We start from the raw sequence: 16,581 nt of genomic DNA on the forward strand, positions 1-16,581 counted from the left end.
CCAAATCTCTTGAAACCTCGGATATGAGCGCGCATGGCGTCCGCCAAAGGAGACGCATCCCATGTTCCGCAAGCTGACCGACCGCATCCTCGTAGCCCCGCAGATCACGATCGATCAGGTCGAGCAAGCCAAGGCGCAGGGCGTCACACTCATCATCAACAACCGCCCCGACGACGAGGAACCGGGCCAGGTCAACGGCGCAGAGATCGAGGCGGCGGCCAAGGCCGCGGGCATCGCCTATCTCGCCGTCCCGGTCGCGCATGGCGGCTTTGCCCCCTGGCAACTCGACGGCATGGCGCAGGCGCTGGAGCAAGCGGGAGACGGCAAACTGCTCGCCTATTGCCGGTCGGGTACGCGCAGCACGCTCCTCTGGGCCCTGACCCGCGCCCGCGCTGGGGACAATGCCGACGTGCTGTCGGCGCAGGCTGCGGCGGCGGGTTATGACATCGCCCCGGTGCGCCAAATCATGGACGCGCTGGCACCGCAGTAAGGGGCGGACGAAGGGCGACCGTGCCAATGGCATAATGGGTGGGACGCGGTCAGTTCGCTCTGACGCCCGATGGCATAAAAAGCCGAGTTATGGTGGATTAGGTGCCATCACCTGTCTTACACCACTCTCGCCGTCCGGCGGTTCATTTCTAATTTCGTGAATGATGTTTTCGGCCTCGTTGTAATCTCTGACTGGTTAGAGAGGCACATCGGAGCGACCGGCTAGATTGATCTTAGATGGCACTACAGCTTACATCTCGCCGAACGCCGACAACGTGATCGTCCCCGCGATCGAGGCGATGACGGCGCTGGCGAACATACTGACGAAGGAATGACCAACATGGCGGAGCGGCATGCCCTAATGACAGCCATTCTCTTTACTGGCCTGACTGTTGCCGCCTCACCTTCGCATGCGCAGAGCCAGTTGATCGGCGAGCAATTTGCCCCAATCCGCCCGCCTGTTTCGGTTCGTTATGGCTCAGGCAATTCACAGATCATGAACTTTTGGCGCGCGTCAGGCCGCACGCCAGCACCATTGGTGCTGATTATCGAGAGTAGTGGGTGGCCGACCAGCCCGAAGCCCTCAACCTACAAACTTGCCGCAACGCTAGCAGCAAGCGGAATTGCGGTGGCAGCGATGGGAAGCAGGCCGAACCGTCCGGTCGGAGTCCGTGATGTGATCGCCGACGCCCGTGACATGCTGCAATGCTTAGCCAGCCAAGCGGAACGGAGAGGCATCCAAAAGGACCAGTTAGCGATTATCGGCGTTGGGAGCGCCGGTGCTGCGGCCGCTCTAATGGCCACCGACCCGAACTGGACTGGTGGAACGTCGCTGTTTTTTGAAAATTTGCGGGCATTAATCTTGATCGATGCGGTCGGTTTTGACCCGGAACTCACGCTGCAGACCGCAAGGTCAGACCGGCGCGCAAAGATATTAGAATCGCTTGGTGAAACGGAAGAAAAAAGAAAGGCCAACTCTGCAGTCAGCCATCTCGCGATGCCCAATGTTCCCAACGCATTGCTTCTGGTGTCTGAAGAAAGGCGGAATGAGCGCAGCAGCGCTGACTTTTCTGCCTTACTTAATGAGCATGGTATCATCGCTGAAGTTCGCAAAATGCCTCGATCAGATACCAGCACCAATCGGGGAATATTTGGTAATGAGCTCAATCCGGAGACGAAAGCGCTCGTTGCATATTTGGCGCAGCGACTTGGCAAGTAGCGTAGGAGTCTGTCTCATTTCACCGATGCTCGGCATCGCATATTCGCATAACTGCTCCCCGAAAGCGGAACGGTCGTTCGGTCTTGTGGGGCAGGACGGTTGATCGCGTCAGAGCGGAGATGGGTGAATGGCTGCTATCGGGCGAGCCTATCCCCGCGTCGAGAGCCTAAAAATCGTCGCTTGTAGCCGCCGACCCCGCCTCAATTCTTCCGCTGTGGCACCGTGAACGTCCCCGACACGCGCCCGCTGGGACTGGTCGCCGCGCCCGGTACGCCGCCCGACGAACGCCCGTCGACCGTCGACCGGCCGGTGTTCAGGTCCATGACCAGACGCCCGCCGCTCAGCCGGTTCGCCCCCTGCGTCAGGGTGACATTGCCCAACATGGTGATCAGCTTGCTGTTGAGGTCGTAGATGGCGACATTGCCGCGCGCCGTCTGGTCCGCCTTGGTCACCACGACATTGCCGGATGCATCGATCCGGTCGATGTCCACTCCATTCGATCCGCCGTTCGGCTGCTTGCTATAGGCGACGGTCATGCGCGCGGCGTTCAGCGTCATGCCGGCCTGCGTCACTTCGACATTGCCCGACACGACGACGCGGTCGGCGCGGTCCTGTACTTCGATCCGGTCGGCGTTGAAGTTGACCGGGGCGTTGCTGTCGTGATTCTTCATCACCTGCGCGAAGGATGGGGCGCTGGCACCGGCGAACATCATCGCGGCGGCGCCCACAAAGCCGGTCGAAAGCAGGATCAGGGTGCGTGTCATCAGTTTCGCCCTTTGAGGCCATTTTGCTCGATGCGCAAGTTCGCCCGGCCATTCAATGTCACCGTGCGCGCGCCCATGTCCGCTTCCAGATGATCGCCGCTGAACGTGCCGATCGGAATCCGCCCATCCACGCGCCCCGCGCTGCGCATCCGCCGGGTCTTGAGGTCGATGCCGACGTCGCGCGTGGTCAGGCGATAGCCGCCCGCCGCCTCGAACTGCACCGGCCCTTCGATCCCGACCCGCTCGGTGTCCATGTCGTACCGCCCCTTTTGCGCGGTCAGCACGGCGGGGCCGTCCGACAGCAGGATGCGCGCCGACATGCTGCTTAAGTCCACGATCGGTTCGCGCGAGCTTTTCTGCACCGCAGAGCCAGCGCGCAGGGAGAAGGGCTGGCCCTTGCTGTCTTCGCCGCGATACAGTGCTTCGGTCAGGCGCATCCGGTCCTTCGCCACTTCGACCTTGTTCTTGTCGAGGACGAAGCTGACCTTATCGCCGCCAGTAAAGGGCGCGGTCGCCAGCAGCGCCGCCAGCACCCCGACCGCGACCGGCAACCAATTCTTGAGCAGCGCGACCAGCCGGTCATGACTCCCGCCCGGCTGCGCCCACTGGCGGCGGACATCGCGTTGCTGATCGGCCTGGACGGACATGGTTGGACCTTTCAGCCTGCGTTACATGTGCGAGAAAATGTCGATTTCCGGCCATCCGGCCAGATCGAGTTCGGCGCGATGGGGCAGGAAGTCGAAACAGGCCTGGGCCAGTTCCATCCGCCCTTCGCGGATCAGGCGCTTGTCCAGTTCGGCTTTCAGCGCATGGAGGTAGCGCACGTCCGACGCGGCATAATCCTTCTGCGCGTCCGACAGGACGGGGCCGCCCCAGTCGCTCGACTGCTGCTGCTTGCTAATGTCCTGGCCCAGCAGTTCGCGCACCAGTTCCTTCAACCCATGGCGGTCGGTATAGGTGCGGATCAGGCGCGAGGCGATTTTGGTGCAATAGACGGGTGCGGCGACGATGCCCATATAATGTTTGATCGCCGCCAGATCGAACCGGCCGAAATGATAGAGTTTCAGCCGATCCGGATCGGCCAGCACGGCGCGCAGGTTGGGCGCGGCATAATCGCTGCCGGGCTTGAAACGGACGAGATGTTCGTCGCCCTTGCCATCGCTGATCTGGACCACGCACAGGCGGTCGCGCGGGGTGATCAGCCCCATGGTTTCGGTGTCGATGGCGATCGGGCCGGGGGCGAGCACGCCGGCGGGCAGATCTTCTTCATGGAAATGAACGGTCATATCCTTCCCTTATGGTGAAACAGGTCCAACCGCAATCAAGGCTTTGCCGGGCCGGATCTTCGCGACGAAAGCCGTCATTTGCCCGGCGCATGGCGGTGGCTGGGGGCCATTTTGGCCAATTGGAACGGAACAGGATCGCAACAGTGAAAATCATTCGCGCTGCTCTGAAAAGTTGATATAGTGATTCCCAAATCCGCGTCTGCGGTGGATTCTGCATGTCATTCGCCCGACATGTGTTTGTCCGATTGGTCTTGGGGCGAAGCGAAAGTGACTAACAGGGCATGAGTTTTGATAGAGGTCGCCGCGGCGGGCGCGGCAAGGACAAGCGCGACGGTTTCGGCGACGACAATTTCTACGATCAGGGCCGTGGCGGCTTTGGCGGCGGTGGTGGCGGCGGCGGCTTCGGCGGTGATCGCTTCGGCGGCGGCGGTGGTGGCTTCGGCGGCGATCGTGGAGGTTTCGGCGGCGGTGATCGCGGCGGTGGCGGCGGCTTCGGCGGTGGTCGCAGCGGCGGCGGTGGCTTCGGCGGCGGCGGCGGTGGTGGCGGCTTCGGTGGCGGCGGCGGCGGCGGTGGTCGCGGCATGCCTGCCCAGGTCGTTGGCGAAGGCACGGGCGTCGTCAAATTCTTCAACGGGCAAAAGGGCTTCGGCTTCGTCGTTCGTGATGATGGCGGCGAAGACGTGTTCGTGCATATCAGCGCTGTCGAGCAGGCCGGTCTGACCGGTCTGGCCGAAGGTCAGCCGCTCGGCTTCACGCTGGTCGATCGCGGCGGCAAGGTGTCGGCGACCGATCTGAAGATCGAAGGCGAGCCGCTTCCCGTGACCGATCGCGGTCCGCCGCGCGAAGCACGCGAACCGCGCGCCGGTGGTTTCGGCGCCCCTGCGGGCGGCGATCGTGGTGGCCCGCAGCGTCAGTTGACCGGCGAGCGCTCCAGCGGCACGGTGAAGTTCTTCAACGCGATGAAGGGCTTCGGCTTCATTCAGCGCGATGATGGCCAGCCTGACGCCTTCGTCCACATCAGCGCCGTCGAACGCGCCGGCATGGCCGCCCTGAACGAGGGTGACCGTCTCGACTTCGAACTGGAAGTCGATCGTCGCGGCAAATACGCTGCGGTGAACCTCCAGTCGAAGGCCGAATAAGGCACCGACGAACCATCCCTGTTACAGGGGAGAGGATGAAAAGAGGGTCGCCCGAGAGGGCGGCCCTTTTTCGCGTCCGGGCGCGCGGGATGATGGGATCATTGGCTGGGTTATCTGCCGATCTGCCATGCTGCGAATGCGAGTATATTTATCGATAAGACTAAAAATATGTAACAAAATATTGCTTTGCCGTCGATTACGCGCGCTGCGCCCCATGCTGCGGCACAGCAATATTATCTTACAGCCGCGCCATGCATCCATCTTGCAGGCTTCCTAGTTTGGGGGGCGTAACATCAGATGGAGGTCTTCAATGAACCAAACCGATCCCAAGAATCGCCGTATGATGATCGAGAAAGCTGCGGCTTCATTCATGCTGCTCTGTTTCGGCCTTGGCAGCCTGGCCTATTTGATCGCGATCGATCGGGCCGAATGGTTCGCGGTGCGCCCCGCGTCCGGCGCTGCGCTGGCGATGGCCAATGCATCGGACAAATATGCCGACAGGCAGGATGCGGCGCAGGCCAGGCATGGCGATCGCTCGTTCCGCCTGACGCGAGGCGAGGTGTCGGGCGACAGGATCGCTGGTGACAAGGTGGGCGGCAACAGGGCACCTGGCGTCGATTGATCCCATGCAACGGCTTTTGCATCCGGCCCACCCGTCATCGGGGATGGCGCCATCATGATCGTCACCGCAACACCAGGCATCAAGCAGATAGTACGGGAGGTGTGGAAGCCGCTGGCGCTGCTGTTCGTGTGGGACGTGATTGTCACCGCGACCTATTTCATTATCCCCTTTACCGCCCCGTCCTTGCCGCTGACGCTATTCGGCTCGGCGCTGGTGCTATTCTTGGGGTTCCGCAGCAATTCAGCCTATCAGCGTTGGTGGGAGGGGCGCGGCCTATGGGGGTTGATGATCAACGCCAGCCGCAATCTGGCGCGGCAGGCGCGCAACCTCCTGCCCGAGGAAGCGCGGGAGGCGAAGCGCGCCATCGTCCTGCACCAGATCGCCTATGTCCACGCCCTGCGCTGCCAGTTGCGGCGGCAAAAGCCTGACACCGACGTCACCCGCTTCCTGTCAAAAGGCGATCCGGCGCTGGCGCGGGCCAATATTGCCAACGGCCTGTTGGACGGCACCGGCCGCCGCATCGACGATGCGCGGCGACGTGGCTGGATCGACACCATCCAGCAAGCGGCGATGGAGGCGGTGCTGGTCGATATCGCCAATGCCCAGGGTGGCATGGAGCGGTTGAAGAATACGCCGTTGCCGGTGCAATATCGCTTCTTCCCGACATTGTTCACCCATTTGATGTGCCTGTTGCTGCCCATCGGGTTGGTCGAAACGATGGGGTTGGCGACGCCGCTGGGATCGACGGTCGCGGGCCTGATGTTCCTGGCGGTGCTGGCGATCGGCGACGATCTGGTCGATCCGTTCGACAACAGCCCGCACGACCTGCCGCTCAGCGCCATGTGCCGCACGATCGAGATCGACCTGCTTCAGGCGATCGGCGATCCCGCGCCGCCGCCGCTGGCCCCCGACAAGGCCGGCATATTATGGTGATGCGCGGGCGTTGCGCGCGCCGGAGCAAGCTCAGACCCGCCTGAACGGGAAGGGCGCGACCGTGCGTTCGTAACTGTGCAGGTCGAGCGCGCGGGTCACCGGCGGCAGCGCGCGATCGGGGCAGGCGCGGCGTTCGCACAAATGGCATGTCGGGCCGATCCCGGTCGCCGCGTCCCGCTCGACGTCGATCCCGTCGGCATGGACGATCCGGCCCGCATGTTTCGCCTCGCACCCCAGGGCGATCACCGATCGGCCGCGCGCCGCGCCCGGCGGCAGGCCGATCGCCAGCGTCAGGAAGCGCTTGACGTCCAGCGTCTCGATCAGTTGCGGCGCGACCCGGTCCGCTTCCTGCGCGCCATGCGCGTCCCAGCGCGGGCAGGTGCCGCCATAGCGGGCGAAGGGCCAGGCCTCGCCATCGAACCGCTTGGAGATGATCCCCGCCCGGTCGATCTTCGCCATGAAAAAGGGGATGCCCCGCGCCCCGGTGCGATTGAGGCTGGTCAGGCGATGCGCCAGTTGCTCGGTCGACACGCCGAACCGGTCGCGCAGCAGGGGCAGGTCGTGCCGGCTCTGTTCGGCCGCCTGGCGGAAACGATCATAGGGCATGATGAGCGCGGCGGCGGCATAGTTGGTCAGCGCCATGCTGGCGAGGCGGCGGCTGTCCTCGTCCGGTGGCGCGGCGCGGGCGATCTGCGCGGCGATCGCATCGGCCAGTTCCTGCGCGCACAGATGATAGGCGATCGCGAACAGGCGGCCTGATGCCGGTAGCCGCTCGCTCAGCATCACCCGTCGCCGGTGCATGTCATAATGGCGCAATGTCCCATCCAGCACGTCGCCGCGCACCACCAGGCACGCCATGCCGTGTCGGTCCTTCAATCGCGCGCGCAATTCCGCCTGTAAAAGCGTCGGGTCGTCGGGCAGGTCGGCGATGATCGCCTCCGCCCCCGCATCGATCTCCGCGAAATGATTGCCCGCGCGCGCGATCATCTCGCGCAGCCAGTCGACCGGCGCGACCAGTGGCGCGGGTGCCCCGTCGCCCCTTGCCAGCGCCTCGCCCGGCATCCGCCGCAGGTCGCTCAATGCGCGATAGAAGCGGGCGATCGCCTCGCTGACGCCGGGATAATTTTCCGCGACCTCCAGCACCTCGTCGCGCGCGATGCCGATGTCGCGCACCAGCGCGTCGGACAGGATTTCGCTCAACTCACGCGGGCCGCCCTCCTGCGCCTGCGCGGTGAAATCGCGAATGTCGATGTCATAGGTGTTGGCCAGCCGCAGCAGCATCTGCGCGGTCAGCGGGCGCTGGTTGCGCTCCAGATGGTTGAGATAGCTGGGCGACACGCCCAGTTCCTCCGCCATCTGCGTCTGGTTCAGCCCCAGTTCGCGGCGCAATACGCGCAGCTTGGGGCCAAGATAGAGTTTGCGGTCGGTCAATTCTGCCATAAGGTCATAATGTCATAAAATGACAGTATGACCAAATCAGATTATGACTGGCGGCCACTCATCGCTCTTACGCATTATGATTCAACTGTCTAACTCGGTGTTCATCAGCCCCAACGGGCACAGCCGCGAAGGACATCAACATGACCACCGACACGATCGAACAGACCCGCGAGCCGACCCGTTCGCGCGCCGTTTTCTCTCAGGAGGATTTCGGCCTGATCCGCACCGCCATCGCCCATTATCTGCGCGAGGTTCAGGACCAGCCGGAATCGGTCAAATATGCCAATCTCTACCACCGCCTCGGTCGGGTCGCGTAAACACTCGCACGGACCGCATGACAAAGGGCGCGGGATCATTCCCGCGCCCCTTTCATTACCCAACACGCTACGTCAGAAGAACTTCGTCAGCCAGTAGAACAGCGCGCCGATCGCCGCGCTGGCGGGCAGGGTGACGACCCAGGCGACGATGATGCTCGACGCCACGTTCCACCGCACTGCTGACAGCCGCCGCGACGCGCCTACGCCGACAATCGCGCCGGTGATGGTGTGGGTGGTCGATACCGGAATGCCCAGATGCGTCGCCATGAACAGGGTGATCGCGCCGCCGGTTTCCGCGCAGAAACCCTGCGCCGGGGTCAGCCGGGTGATCTTCGATCCCATGGTGTGGACGATCTTCCACCCGCCCAGCAAAGTGCCCAGACCCATCGCCGCCTGACAGCTCAGCACCACCCAGAGCGGCACATGGAAGCCGCCGGTCAGCATCCCCTGCGAATAGAGCAGCACGGCGATGATCCCCATCGTCTTCTGCGCATCATTGCCGCCATGGCCCAGCGAATAGAGCGAGGCGGATACGAGTTGCAGCTTTCGGAACACGCTGTCCGCGCCCTGCGGCGTGAATTTGCGGAAGACCCAACTGATGACCAGCACCAGCATCAGCGCCAGAAACAGGCCGACCGCGGGCGAGATCACGATCGCTGCGCTGGTCTTGAACACGCCGCTCCACACCACCGCGCCCAGCCCCGCCTTGGCGGTGCCCGCGCCCAGCAATCCGCCGATCAGCGCATGGCTGGACGAGGACGGAATCCCCAGCCCCCAGGTGATGAGGTTCCAGGCGATCGCCCCCATCAGCGCGCCGAAGATCACCTGCGGGTCGATGATGCTGGCGTCGACAATGCCCTTGCCCACCGTCTCGGCGACATGCAGGCCGAAGAAGAGGAAGGCGATGAAGTTGAAGAAGGCGGCCCAGGCGACCGCATATTGCGGTTTAAGCACACGGGTCGAGACGATGGTCGCGATCGAATTGGCGGCGTCGTGCAGGCCGTTCAGGAAATCGAACAGCAATGCGACACCGATCAGCGCGATCAGCAGGGGAAGGGCGATGGGGTCCATGGCGAGCTAAACTCTATCCTGCATGGATCGAAGCATCCTAAAATCCGTTCGTTTCGAGCGAAGTCGAGAAACGAGATGGGCGCGCTATCCGCTTCTCGACAGGCTCGAAGCGAACGGGTGTATGTGTCGTGAGCGGATCAGGCGTGGTCGATGACCAGGCCGGAAATCTCGTTGGCGACATCCTCGAACCGGTCGGTCACCTTTTCCAGATGGCTGTAAATCTCGCTGCCGACGATGAAGTCCATCGTGTTGCCGGCTTGCGCCTTCTGGAACAGCGCCTTCAATCCCGATTCGTGCAGGATGTCGGCATGGCCCTCCAGCTTCACCAGCCGCTCGGTCAAATCGTGCAGTCGTGTCGAATTGAGGTTGAGCGAGCGCAGTAGCGGCATCGCTTCGGCGGTGATGCGCGCGCATTCCACGATCAGCGCGCTCATATCCTGCATCTGCGGCGCGAACTCCTTGACCTCGTACAGCGCGATCGCCTTGGCGGTCTGGTTCATCTGGTCGATCGCATCGTCCATCACGCCAATGAGGCCGGTGATGGCGCTGCGGTCGAACGGGGTGACGAAGATGCGGCGGACGTCCTGCAACACGTCGCGGATGATGTCGTCCGCTTCATGTTCGCGGTCGGAAATCTCCTTGATATGCGCCGCCATGTCCGGGCCGCCCTTCAGCAGCTTGCCCAGCGCATCGGCGCCGAACACCAGGGTCGCGGCATGATCTTCGAATTGTTCGAAGAACCGTCCCTGCTTGGGCATCAGCGCGTGAAACCAGCGGAGCATTCCAGTCCTTTCATTCTGTCGGTCGCGGATCGCCAGCAGCAGTCGCAGGAACCAGCCCGGATCGGCGGGCGGTTCGCGGAAGGCCGCGATGATCGATTGCAGATCGGGTTCGTCGACCGCTTTTGCGGCTTCGGCGACGGGGAACCAGCGCAGTTCCCTTTGGCCCTGTTCGGGCCATTGCGTCAGGTGGCCGGTGACCGCAAGCGGAAAAACCTCGACCGTGGCCTCGCGCGATCCGCCCTTGCGCTTGCGCTTGTCATAACTGTAGCGGCCCAGCGGCGCGGGGCAGGCGATGCCATGGATGCCCGCTTCCTCATAGGCTTCCAGCTCCGCGGCGCGATGCCCGGCCAGGCCCTTGATGCGATTGCCCTTGGGTATCACCCAGCGCCGCGTTTCGCGTGATGTGATGAGCAGGATCTGCATCGATCCGTCGGCGGCGGTGCTGTAGGGCAAAGCGGCAATCTGGCGCATCAGCCGACCCGCCATGGGGCCTTGCCCTGTTCCATCCTCTTGCCCACCGCGCGTTCCATGCGCGCCTTGTAACGATATTGTCATATTTCGCAATCGGCCCCTGCGCGATATGCGCAGGGGCCGATTGCGCAAATCAGATCGACAGGCGCGCCGTCAGGCGGATGTCGCGGCCGGGCAGCGGCGCATAATCCTTGAGGAAACTCGCAGCCCGCCGCGCTTCGACATCGAAGATATTGTTCGCCGACAGCGTCAGCGTCGTGCGGTCATTGCCCTTCAGCGGCTTCCACGACAGCGACGCATTGACCAGCGTGAAGCCATCGGTGTCGGTTTCGCGAACCGCGGTGCGGTTCTGCGCGAAGCTATGCTCCACCTCGCCACGCAGGCTCAGCCGGTCGCTCTGCGCTTCCAGCGCGCCCAACAGGCGCAGCGGGGGAATGCGCGGCGCGGGGCCATTGCCCTTGATCGTCGCGCGGACATAGTCGGCCACCCCGTCCAGATTGATGGCATAGCCGCCGATCTGCCCCAGCTTGACCGTGGTTTCCGCCTCGAAGCCCATATAGCGGGCATCGGCCTGGTTATATTGATAGCAGGGAAATTCCAGCTCCGCGCCGCCATTTACCGCCATACAGGCGCTGTCATCGACCAGCGCGTCATAGATATAGCCGCTAAACCAGTTATGATAGGCGGACAGGGCTATGGTGTAGCCTTCGCCTTGGCCGCGCAGCGTGCCTTCGACGCCCCAGCTTTTTTCCTTGCCGAAATTCGGATTGCCGACTTCGAACGCCTGCGTGCCGGCATGATTGCCGCGGGCGTATAATTCTTCGGCCGACGGCGCGCGCTCCGTGCGCGACAGGTTCAGGCCCAGCCGCCAGCCCGGCGTCAGTTCATGGCTCGCGCCGATCGACCCCGACACGGTGTTGAAATTACGGTCATAGGCCGGGTTGAACAGGGTTGCGTCCGCGTCCGCACTGACGTCGGTATGTTCGAAACGCCCGCCGACCTCGACCCGCGTCGTCCCCAGGTCGATCGACTGAAGCGTGAAGATGCCCAACTGGTCGGTCTGGTTGCGCGGCAGAAATTTCTCTTCGCCCACGACATAGAATTTGCGGGTGAAAAACTGCGCGCCGATCGCGCCGTCCCATCCGCCGCGCTTGGCCTGGACCAGTTCCAGCCGCGATTCCATCGACTGGTTGTAGAATGTCGTGCCGACCTCGCCCGTGTCCTCGATTTCCTGATGCTGGTAATCGGCGAAACCGGCGCGGAAGCGGATCGATTCCAGCAGGCTGCCATTGACCGGCAATTCCGCGCGCATATCGACGCGGTCCTGCTTCATGTGCAACCGCACCTGCTCCGCCTCGCCGCCTGCCTCCGTCGCATAACGCACCGGCACGCCATAAAAATTGTCGGTATGGGCGACCGAAAAGCCCAGATTGCCGCCATCGGTGATGAGCGCCGCACCGCCCGCGACTTCCCATGTCTCGGCCGCACTGTTGGGCAACTTGCCGCGCAGCGTGGACAGACCCTCGATCTCTGGATCGCCGCTTGCTGCCGCCTGCGCGCGCAGCGCCGGGGTCAGGATATAGCTGCCGGTGTCGAGATTGCCGGTCTTGGTGTAGCTGCCGTCGAAATGGACGACGAACTTGTCGCTCAACGGGATTTCGACCTCGCCCGATCCGGTCCGCTCATTGGATGCGCTGCCATAGGTGCCGATCGCGTCGATATGCACCGGCTCGTCAGGCACGCGGCGCGGGATGCGGCTGTCGATCACGTTGACCACGCCGCCGATCGCCGACGATCCGTAGAGCAGCGCCGCCGGGCCGCGCAGCACTTCGATCCGGTCGGCGGTCAGCGGGTTGATCGCCACCGCATGATCGACCGAGGTGTTCGACACGTCGAAACTGCCGATCCCGTCGGTCAGGATGCGCACGCGCTCGCCCTGGAATCCGCGCAGCACCGGGCGCGACGCATTGGGGCCAAACGATGTGGCCGACACGCCCGGTTGGCGCGCCAGCGTTTCGCCGATGGTGGAGCGCATTTCGCGCGTCAATTTCTGTCCGGTAATGACCGTTGTGCCCGACAGGATGTCGCCCTGCTTACGCGGGATGATCGCGGTGACGACGATATTAGCTTGCGCGTCGTGATAGGCCTGATCGCCTGCATCCGGCGTCGGCGTGGTTTGGGCGAGAACAGGCATGGCGAGGCAAAGCGCGGTAACGGCGCAGCCTGCGCGCAGCATCGGAAAGCGGGACATGAGGATCAACCCTTTGGTTCTGGTCTGATGTAATCCTGTATCTAGGATGATACATCATATCAATATCGGTTCGCCGCATTTTTGCTGCGACGCGACATTATTGCGCCCGATCAGAGGAAGAGAAATTCCGCCAGCGCCTCGACCGCCGGCTTTTCCGCCGCGCGCGGGGCAACCGCCTGGCGAATTTCGACGGCGGGCAGGGGAATGTCCAGTGCCAGCCGCTTGATGCCGCTCATCCGGCCGAGGTCGCGGGCCAACGTCCCAAATGCCGCGAAGCAGCCTGCGCCATCGCGCAGCGCGGCGATGATCTCGAACATATTGTCGCTTTCCAGCAGCGGCATCACATTGCGCACCCGGCCCTTGGCGAGCGCCGCGTCAATAATGTCGCGCATCCCGCTGCGTGTTTCCAGCGACAACATCGGCGTCATGGCCAGGTCGTCGCGGCTGACGCTGTCGGCCCGCGCCAGGGGATGGCCGCTGTCGGCATAAAGGTTGAGCGGTTCCGACCAGCCATAGCGGGACTTGAGGTCTTCCGGCTCCTCCAGCGCGTAGAAATAGGCGATGTCCGCCCGCCCATTGGCCAGCGCCACCGCCGCGTCCTGCGCGGTATGGATATGCAGGTCCAGTATGATCGCGATATCCTCGTTCGCCGCCTCGAACGCGGCCAGCGCATCCTGAAAATGGCCGAAGACGGGGGGCGGCGCGGCCAGGGTGATGACCAGACGGGCCGGACCCTCCGGCACCGTCGGTGGCGCGGGGAAGAGGGTGGCCGGTTGGGGCAGCGATGGCGGGGTGGGTTGAGGGGGCAGCGCTGCCTCTTCCACCGGCGCGGGTCGGTCCTCGCTCAGCAGCGTCATCGCCTGCGCCGTCTTGCGCCCCGCCGGCGTCAGCCGCGCCGCGCCGTCCAGATCGTCGAACAGCCGATAGCCCAGCCGCATCTCCAGCGACGCCAGGTCGCGTAGCACCTGCTCCACCTCGACGCCCAATGCATCGGCGCAGCGCGTAACACCGCCTGCCGCCACCATCTGCGCGAATATGTCCAATTGGCGCAGGGAGGGGCTGTCCATCGGGCGGTGATAGAGGAAATATCGCAGGGGGTTAAGGGCGATCTTCGCCATATCCTGCAATGGACTGTTGACGAGCGCCACCCGATGATGGCAGGGCGGCCGCCTGCCGGGCGGGTATAGCTCAATGGTAGAGCACTAGCCTTCCAAGCTTGTGATGCGGGTTCGATCCCCGCTACCCGCTCCACGCTGTTTTCAGCGGTCCGGCGACAGCGGTCCCGAGCTGCCCCTTTCGACCAGCGTGAACAGGAATTCCGGCGCATCGACCGGCCCGTTGGCCAGCGCGTCGATGACGGAGCGGCCCATATCCTCCAGCGGCTGGCGCACGGTGGTCAGCGGCGGCCAGGATGTCAGGCTTGCCGATGTGTCGTCGAACCCGGTCACCGACAGATCCTCCGGCACGCGCAGCCCGATACGATGCGCCAGAGTCAGCACGCCCAGCGCCATGTCGTCATTGGTGGCAAAGACCGCGCTTGGCGGCTGCGGCAGCGCCAGCAGCGCCTCACCCGCCTCTATGCCGGATGCGAAATCGAACTGGCCTTGGACGAACAGCGCGTCGTCGATGGCGATATCTGCGGCGGCCAGCCCGTCGCGAACCCCATCGACCCGACGCAGCGCCGCGCGGTGGGTCGGGGGCGGGGTGATGACGCCGATGCGGCGATGGCCAAGCGCGATCAGATGGTCGGCGACCATGCGCCCTGCGGCGCGCTCTGGCGTATGAATGGTGAAACTCGCTGCGACCACCGACCCGGCGATGCGGGCATAGGGCAGCTTCATCTCCGCCAGCCGGGCCAGTAGCCCTTCATCGTCCGACAGCGGCGGCACCAGCAGCACGCCGTCGGGGCGCAGCGCCGCCACCAGCCGGTCGAGCACTTCGAACCGTTCCTCACCACCGGGCGAAATCGGCTCCACCACCAGATGATAGCCCAGTTCGCGGCAGCGCCAGGCCGCGCCGATCTGGATGCGGCTGACATAGCCCGGCGCTGGGTTGTTATAGAGGAAGGCGATCATGAAGGACTTGCCCCCCGCCAGCCGCCGCGCCGACTGGTTGGGGCGATAGTCCAACTGCTTGATCGCCGCGTCCACCCGCGCCTGCAACTCCGGGCTGACATTGGGTGCCTTGTTGACGACGCGCGACACCGTCTTGATCGAAACCTGGGCGAGGGCGGCGACATCGTGGATGCTGGTCATGAATCTTCGCAATGTTGGAGCAGAGGGGGTTGGAGCGGAAGGGGCTGGAGCGGAAAGCGCCGACCATGGCGACAGCCGATGCCGATTGGCAAGTCGCCCGTGGCAAGTTTATGATCGGGTGGCGGCACAGGAGCGATGGAAAGACCGATCATGACCAACATCGTCAATCTGCGGCAGGCGCGCAAGGCGAAGGCGCGCGTGGACAAGGCGCAGGCGGCGCAGGAAAATCGCGCGCGTTTCGGGCGCACCAAGGCGCAACGGCTGGCGGATGCGCAAGAGGAGCAGCGCCGTATTGCTCTGCTTGATGGCGCAAGACGCGAGTCCAGCGACGATTAGGATGCCGCACTATATATGGGATGGTTATTTGCGTGCTGTTCGGCCTATTCTGTAAATAAGTCGTTCATGTTCAGCTGAACGAATATTCATATCGTTCATCTTGCCCCCGAACTATCACAATTCGTCGTGATTTGGATTGGCTGGTTGCGTTGAATCGCCCGGTCGGCCGTTGGTGTCCTGCTATGACTGGAAATATTCGCACAAACCGCCCCGCCAGGGCCGCGATTGCCGCTGTTCTGGCTTTGACTGCAACCCCGCTGCTGGCCCAGGTCGCTGCGTCGCCGGTCGCCCCGACCGTTGCGCCGGAAGCTGCCCCCGCTGCGCCGATGCCGGTGACGTCGGCACCTGATCTTATCGCAGCGCCGGCTGCCACGCCGACGCCTGAATTTGCCCCTAGCCAGCCGGTGGTGCAGGCCACCCCGCCGCTGGAGGAACGTATCGCCGCCGCGACGGCCGCTGCGGAAGCAGAACAGGCTGCGGTTCAGGCCGCCAAGCCGCGTCCGATGCTGGCTCGCTCCGTCCCCCGGACGGTTGAACGCACGGCTGAACCCGTCGCTGCCCGCGCCGGCGCTGTGACCCCGGTCGCCCCCGCGCCAGTCGAGACGGCACCGCCTGTTCAATCGACCCCGGCCATTGCGCCGGCGCAGGAGGCCGCCCCGGCCGCCTCGGCGGCGCAATCGGTCGCGCGCTCTGACCAGGCGATGCTCTGGGCGCTGGGTGGGGGCGCGATGCTGTTGCTGGGTCTGGGCGGCGCTGCGTTGATGCGCCGTCGTCGTCCCGATGAAGCGGTCGCTGACGCCCGCGTCGCGCCGGTTACGACGTTCGAGCCTGCGCCCGTTCCCGTGACGCCTGCTCGTGCGATCACGCCGCGCCCGGCGCTGGCTACGGCACAGACGGAGAATGCGACGCTGGAGGCGATGGTCGCCGCTGCGCCGAGTGCCGACAATCCGTTCCTTACCCGGACGAAGAGGTTGCGCCGCGCCCAGCATCTGATCGCCCAGCGCGAAGCCTTCTCGGTCGCTGCGCCCGCACCGCAGACGATGCATGCCGAGCCGGTTCCCGCCGCGGCCATCGATCGCAGCCAGACTGTCTATCGCTTCGGCAATGATCGCGCGCCGTCGGGCTTCCTGAAGCCGCGCACCCGCTAACAAGCAGCGCAAGCTGAACTCCCATGGGACGGAAGGCCAAACCGGCTTTCCGTCCCTT

At 64.0% G+C, this 16,581-nt stretch carries 17 protein-coding genes and 1 tRNA gene; 9 read left to right on the plus strand and 9 right to left on the minus strand.

The genetic code is table 11. The annotated features are described in order from the left end of the window. Positions 1 to 61 precede the first annotated feature (61 nt). Positions 62 to 490, plus strand: coding sequence for a TIGR01244 family sulfur transferase (locus HHL08_RS00910; RefSeq protein ID WP_169570565.1), 429 nt, complete (start codon positions 62 to 64; stop codon positions 488 to 490). A 360-nt stretch (positions 491 to 850) separates the two neighbouring features. Next, positions 851 to 1,708, plus strand: coding sequence for a hypothetical protein (locus tag HHL08_RS00915; protein WP_169570567.1), 858 nt, complete (start codon positions 851 to 853; stop codon positions 1,706 to 1,708). Between the two features lie 200 nt (positions 1,709 to 1,908). Here the strand turns inward: HHL08_RS00915 and HHL08_RS00920 are convergent, their stop codons facing one another. Genes HHL08_RS00920 through HHL08_RS00930 form a run of 3 tightly spaced genes read right to left on the minus strand, consistent with a single transcriptional unit; the run spans position 1,909 to position 3,758 of the window. Continuing rightward, positions 1,909 to 2,472: an LptA/OstA family protein gene (locus HHL08_RS00920; RefSeq protein ID WP_169570568.1), complete on the minus strand. Its 564-nt coding sequence runs from the start codon at positions 2,470 to 2,472 to the stop codon at positions 1,909 to 1,911. Beyond that, on the minus strand, positions 2,472 to 3,119 hold the full coding sequence (locus HHL08_RS00925; protein ID WP_169570570.1) for an LPS export ABC transporter periplasmic protein LptC: 648 nt from the start codon (positions 3,117 to 3,119) through the stop codon (positions 2,472 to 2,474). Before HHL08_RS00925 ends, HHL08_RS00920 begins: the two co-directional genes overlap by 1 nt. A 21-nt stretch (positions 3,120 to 3,140) precedes the next feature. Next, entirely contained in the window at positions 3,141 to 3,758 is a 618-nt protein-coding gene (locus tag HHL08_RS00930) for a ribonuclease D (RefSeq protein WP_169570571.1), read from the minus strand. A gap of 281 nt (positions 3,759 to 4,039) precedes the next feature. On the opposite strand from HHL08_RS00930, the gene HHL08_RS26075 reads away from it, so the two are divergent. The 3 genes from HHL08_RS26075 (at position 4,040) to HHL08_RS00945 (ending at position 6,452) form a co-directional block, all read left to right on the plus strand. Continuing rightward, entirely contained in the window at positions 4,040 to 4,897 is an 858-nt protein-coding gene (locus HHL08_RS26075; protein ID WP_169570572.1) for a cold-shock protein, read from the plus strand. Positions 4,898 to 5,207: 310 nt separating this feature from the next. Further along, positions 5,208 to 5,519, plus strand: a complete 312-nt coding sequence (locus HHL08_RS00940; protein ID WP_169570346.1) for a hypothetical protein — start codon at positions 5,208 to 5,210, stop codon at positions 5,517 to 5,519. A gap of 54 nt (positions 5,520 to 5,573) precedes the next feature. After that, positions 5,574 to 6,452: a bestrophin family protein gene (locus tag HHL08_RS00945; protein WP_169570574.1), complete on the plus strand. Its 879-nt coding sequence runs from the start codon at positions 5,574 to 5,576 to the stop codon at positions 6,450 to 6,452. A gap of 30 nt (positions 6,453 to 6,482) precedes the next feature. Here HHL08_RS00945 and HHL08_RS00950 read toward each other — a convergent pair whose 3' ends face one another. Beyond that, positions 6,483 to 7,892: a helix-turn-helix domain-containing protein gene (locus HHL08_RS00950; RefSeq protein WP_169570575.1), complete on the minus strand. Its 1,410-nt coding sequence runs from the start codon at positions 7,890 to 7,892 to the stop codon at positions 6,483 to 6,485. Positions 7,893 to 8,032: 140 nt separating this feature from the next. On the opposite strand from HHL08_RS00950, the gene HHL08_RS00955 reads away from it, so the two are divergent. After that, positions 8,033 to 8,209, plus strand: coding sequence for a hypothetical protein (locus HHL08_RS00955; protein ID WP_165363573.1), 177 nt, complete (start codon positions 8,033 to 8,035; stop codon positions 8,207 to 8,209). 72 nt (positions 8,210 to 8,281) lie between these two features. Here HHL08_RS00955 and HHL08_RS00960 read toward each other — a convergent pair whose 3' ends face one another. The 4 genes from HHL08_RS00960 to HHL08_RS00975 all read right to left on the minus strand — a co-directional run bounded on the left by HHL08_RS00960 (position 8,282) and on the right by HHL08_RS00975 (position 13,851). Further along, positions 8,282 to 9,280, minus strand: coding sequence for an inorganic phosphate transporter (locus HHL08_RS00960; protein ID WP_169570576.1), 999 nt, complete (start codon positions 9,278 to 9,280; stop codon positions 8,282 to 8,284). 137 nt (positions 9,281 to 9,417) lie between these two features. Beyond that, on the minus strand, positions 9,418 to 10,533 hold the full coding sequence (locus HHL08_RS00965; protein WP_169571071.1) for a DUF47 family protein: 1,116 nt from the start codon (positions 10,531 to 10,533) through the stop codon (positions 9,418 to 9,420). A gap of 133 nt (positions 10,534 to 10,666) precedes the next feature. Next, entirely contained in the window at positions 10,667 to 12,784 is a 2,118-nt protein-coding gene (locus HHL08_RS00970; protein WP_169570577.1) for a TonB-dependent receptor, read from the minus strand. A 110-nt stretch (positions 12,785 to 12,894) separates the two neighbouring features. Further along, a complete protein-coding gene (locus HHL08_RS00975; protein ID WP_169571072.1) occupies positions 12,895 to 13,851 on the minus strand; it encodes a LysR family transcriptional regulator in 957 nt (318 codons plus the stop codon). Positions 13,852 to 13,961: 110 nt separating this feature from the next. On the opposite strand from HHL08_RS00975, the gene HHL08_RS00980 reads away from it, so the two are divergent. Then, positions 13,962 to 14,035 (plus strand) — tRNA-Gly (locus tag HHL08_RS00980). 8 nt (positions 14,036 to 14,043) lie between these two features. Here the strand turns inward: HHL08_RS00980 and HHL08_RS00985 are convergent. Continuing rightward, positions 14,044 to 15,039 carry a LacI family DNA-binding transcriptional regulator gene (locus HHL08_RS00985; RefSeq protein WP_169570578.1) on the minus strand — a complete coding sequence of 332 codons (996 nt, stop codon included), beginning with the start codon at positions 15,037 to 15,039 and terminating at the stop codon, positions 14,044 to 14,046. A gap of 150 nt (positions 15,040 to 15,189) precedes the next feature. Between HHL08_RS00985 and HHL08_RS00990 the strand changes: the two genes are divergently transcribed. Both HHL08_RS00990 and HHL08_RS00995 read left to right on the plus strand, forming a co-directional pair. Continuing rightward, positions 15,190 to 15,375 (plus strand): DUF4169 family protein, encoded by a 186-nt coding sequence (locus HHL08_RS00990; RefSeq protein ID WP_169570579.1) that lies wholly within the window; start codon positions 15,190 to 15,192, stop codon positions 15,373 to 15,375. Positions 15,376 to 15,617: 242 nt separating this feature from the next. Beyond that, positions 15,618 to 16,523, plus strand: a complete 906-nt coding sequence (locus HHL08_RS00995) for a hypothetical protein (protein WP_235954581.1) — start codon at positions 15,618 to 15,620, stop codon at positions 16,521 to 16,523. The last annotated feature ends 58 nt before the right edge of the window (positions 16,524 to 16,581 follow it).

The organism is Sphingobium psychrophilum (assembly GCF_012927105.1).
GTDB classification, from domain to species: Bacteria; Pseudomonadota; Alphaproteobacteria; order Sphingomonadales; family Sphingomonadaceae; genus Sphingobium; species Sphingobium psychrophilum.

What these genes read in the sequence shown, in the direction of transcription:
- HHL08_RS00945 (WP_169570574.1), top strand. Translation starts at nt 5,574, where the DNA reads ATGATCGTCACCGCAACACCAGGCATCAAGCAGATAGTACGGGAGGTG.
- HHL08_RS26075 (WP_169570572.1), top strand. Translation starts at nt 4,040, where the DNA reads ATGAGTTTTGATAGAGGTCGCCGCGGCGGGCGCGGCAAGGACAAGCGC.
- HHL08_RS00990 (WP_169570579.1), top strand. Translation starts at nt 15,190, where the DNA reads ATGACCAACATCGTCAATCTGCGGCAGGCGCGCAAGGCGAAGGCGCGC.
- HHL08_RS00920 (WP_169570568.1), bottom strand. Translation starts at nt 2,472, where the DNA reads ATGACACGCACCCTGATCCTGCTTTCGACCGGCTTTGTGGGCGCCGCC.
- HHL08_RS00925 (WP_169570570.1), bottom strand. Translation starts at nt 3,119, where the DNA reads ATGTCCGTCCAGGCCGATCAGCAACGCGATGTCCGCCGCCAGTGGGCG.
- HHL08_RS00975 (WP_169571072.1), bottom strand. Translation starts at nt 13,851, where the DNA reads ATGGACAGCCCCTCCCTGCGCCAATTGGACATATTCGCGCAGATGGTG.
- HHL08_RS00940 (WP_169570346.1), top strand. Translation starts at nt 5,208, where the DNA reads ATGAACCAAACCGATCCCAAGAATCGCCGTATGATGATCGAGAAAGCT.
- HHL08_RS00915 (WP_169570567.1), top strand. Translation starts at nt 851, where the DNA reads ATGACAGCCATTCTCTTTACTGGCCTGACTGTTGCCGCCTCACCTTCG.
- HHL08_RS00970 (WP_169570577.1), bottom strand. Translation starts at nt 12,784, where the DNA reads ATGTCCCGCTTTCCGATGCTGCGCGCAGGCTGCGCCGTTACCGCGCTT.
- HHL08_RS00930 (WP_169570571.1), bottom strand. Translation starts at nt 3,758, where the DNA reads ATGACCGTTCATTTCCATGAAGAAGATCTGCCCGCCGGCGTGCTCGCC.
- HHL08_RS00950 (WP_169570575.1), bottom strand. Translation starts at nt 7,892, where the DNA reads ATGGCAGAATTGACCGACCGCAAACTCTATCTTGGCCCCAAGCTGCGC.
- HHL08_RS00985 (WP_169570578.1), bottom strand. Translation starts at nt 15,039, where the DNA reads ATGACCAGCATCCACGATGTCGCCGCCCTCGCCCAGGTTTCGATCAAG.
- HHL08_RS00960 (WP_169570576.1), bottom strand. Translation starts at nt 9,280, where the DNA reads ATGGACCCCATCGCCCTTCCCCTGCTGATCGCGCTGATCGGTGTCGCA.
- HHL08_RS00955 (WP_165363573.1), top strand. Translation starts at nt 8,033, where the DNA reads ATGACCACCGACACGATCGAACAGACCCGCGAGCCGACCCGTTCGCGC.
- HHL08_RS00965 (WP_169571071.1), bottom strand. Translation starts at nt 10,533, where the DNA reads ATGCGCCAGATTGCCGCTTTGCCCTACAGCACCGCCGCCGACGGATCG.
- HHL08_RS00910 (WP_169570565.1), top strand. Translation starts at nt 62, where the DNA reads ATGTTCCGCAAGCTGACCGACCGCATCCTCGTAGCCCCGCAGATCACG.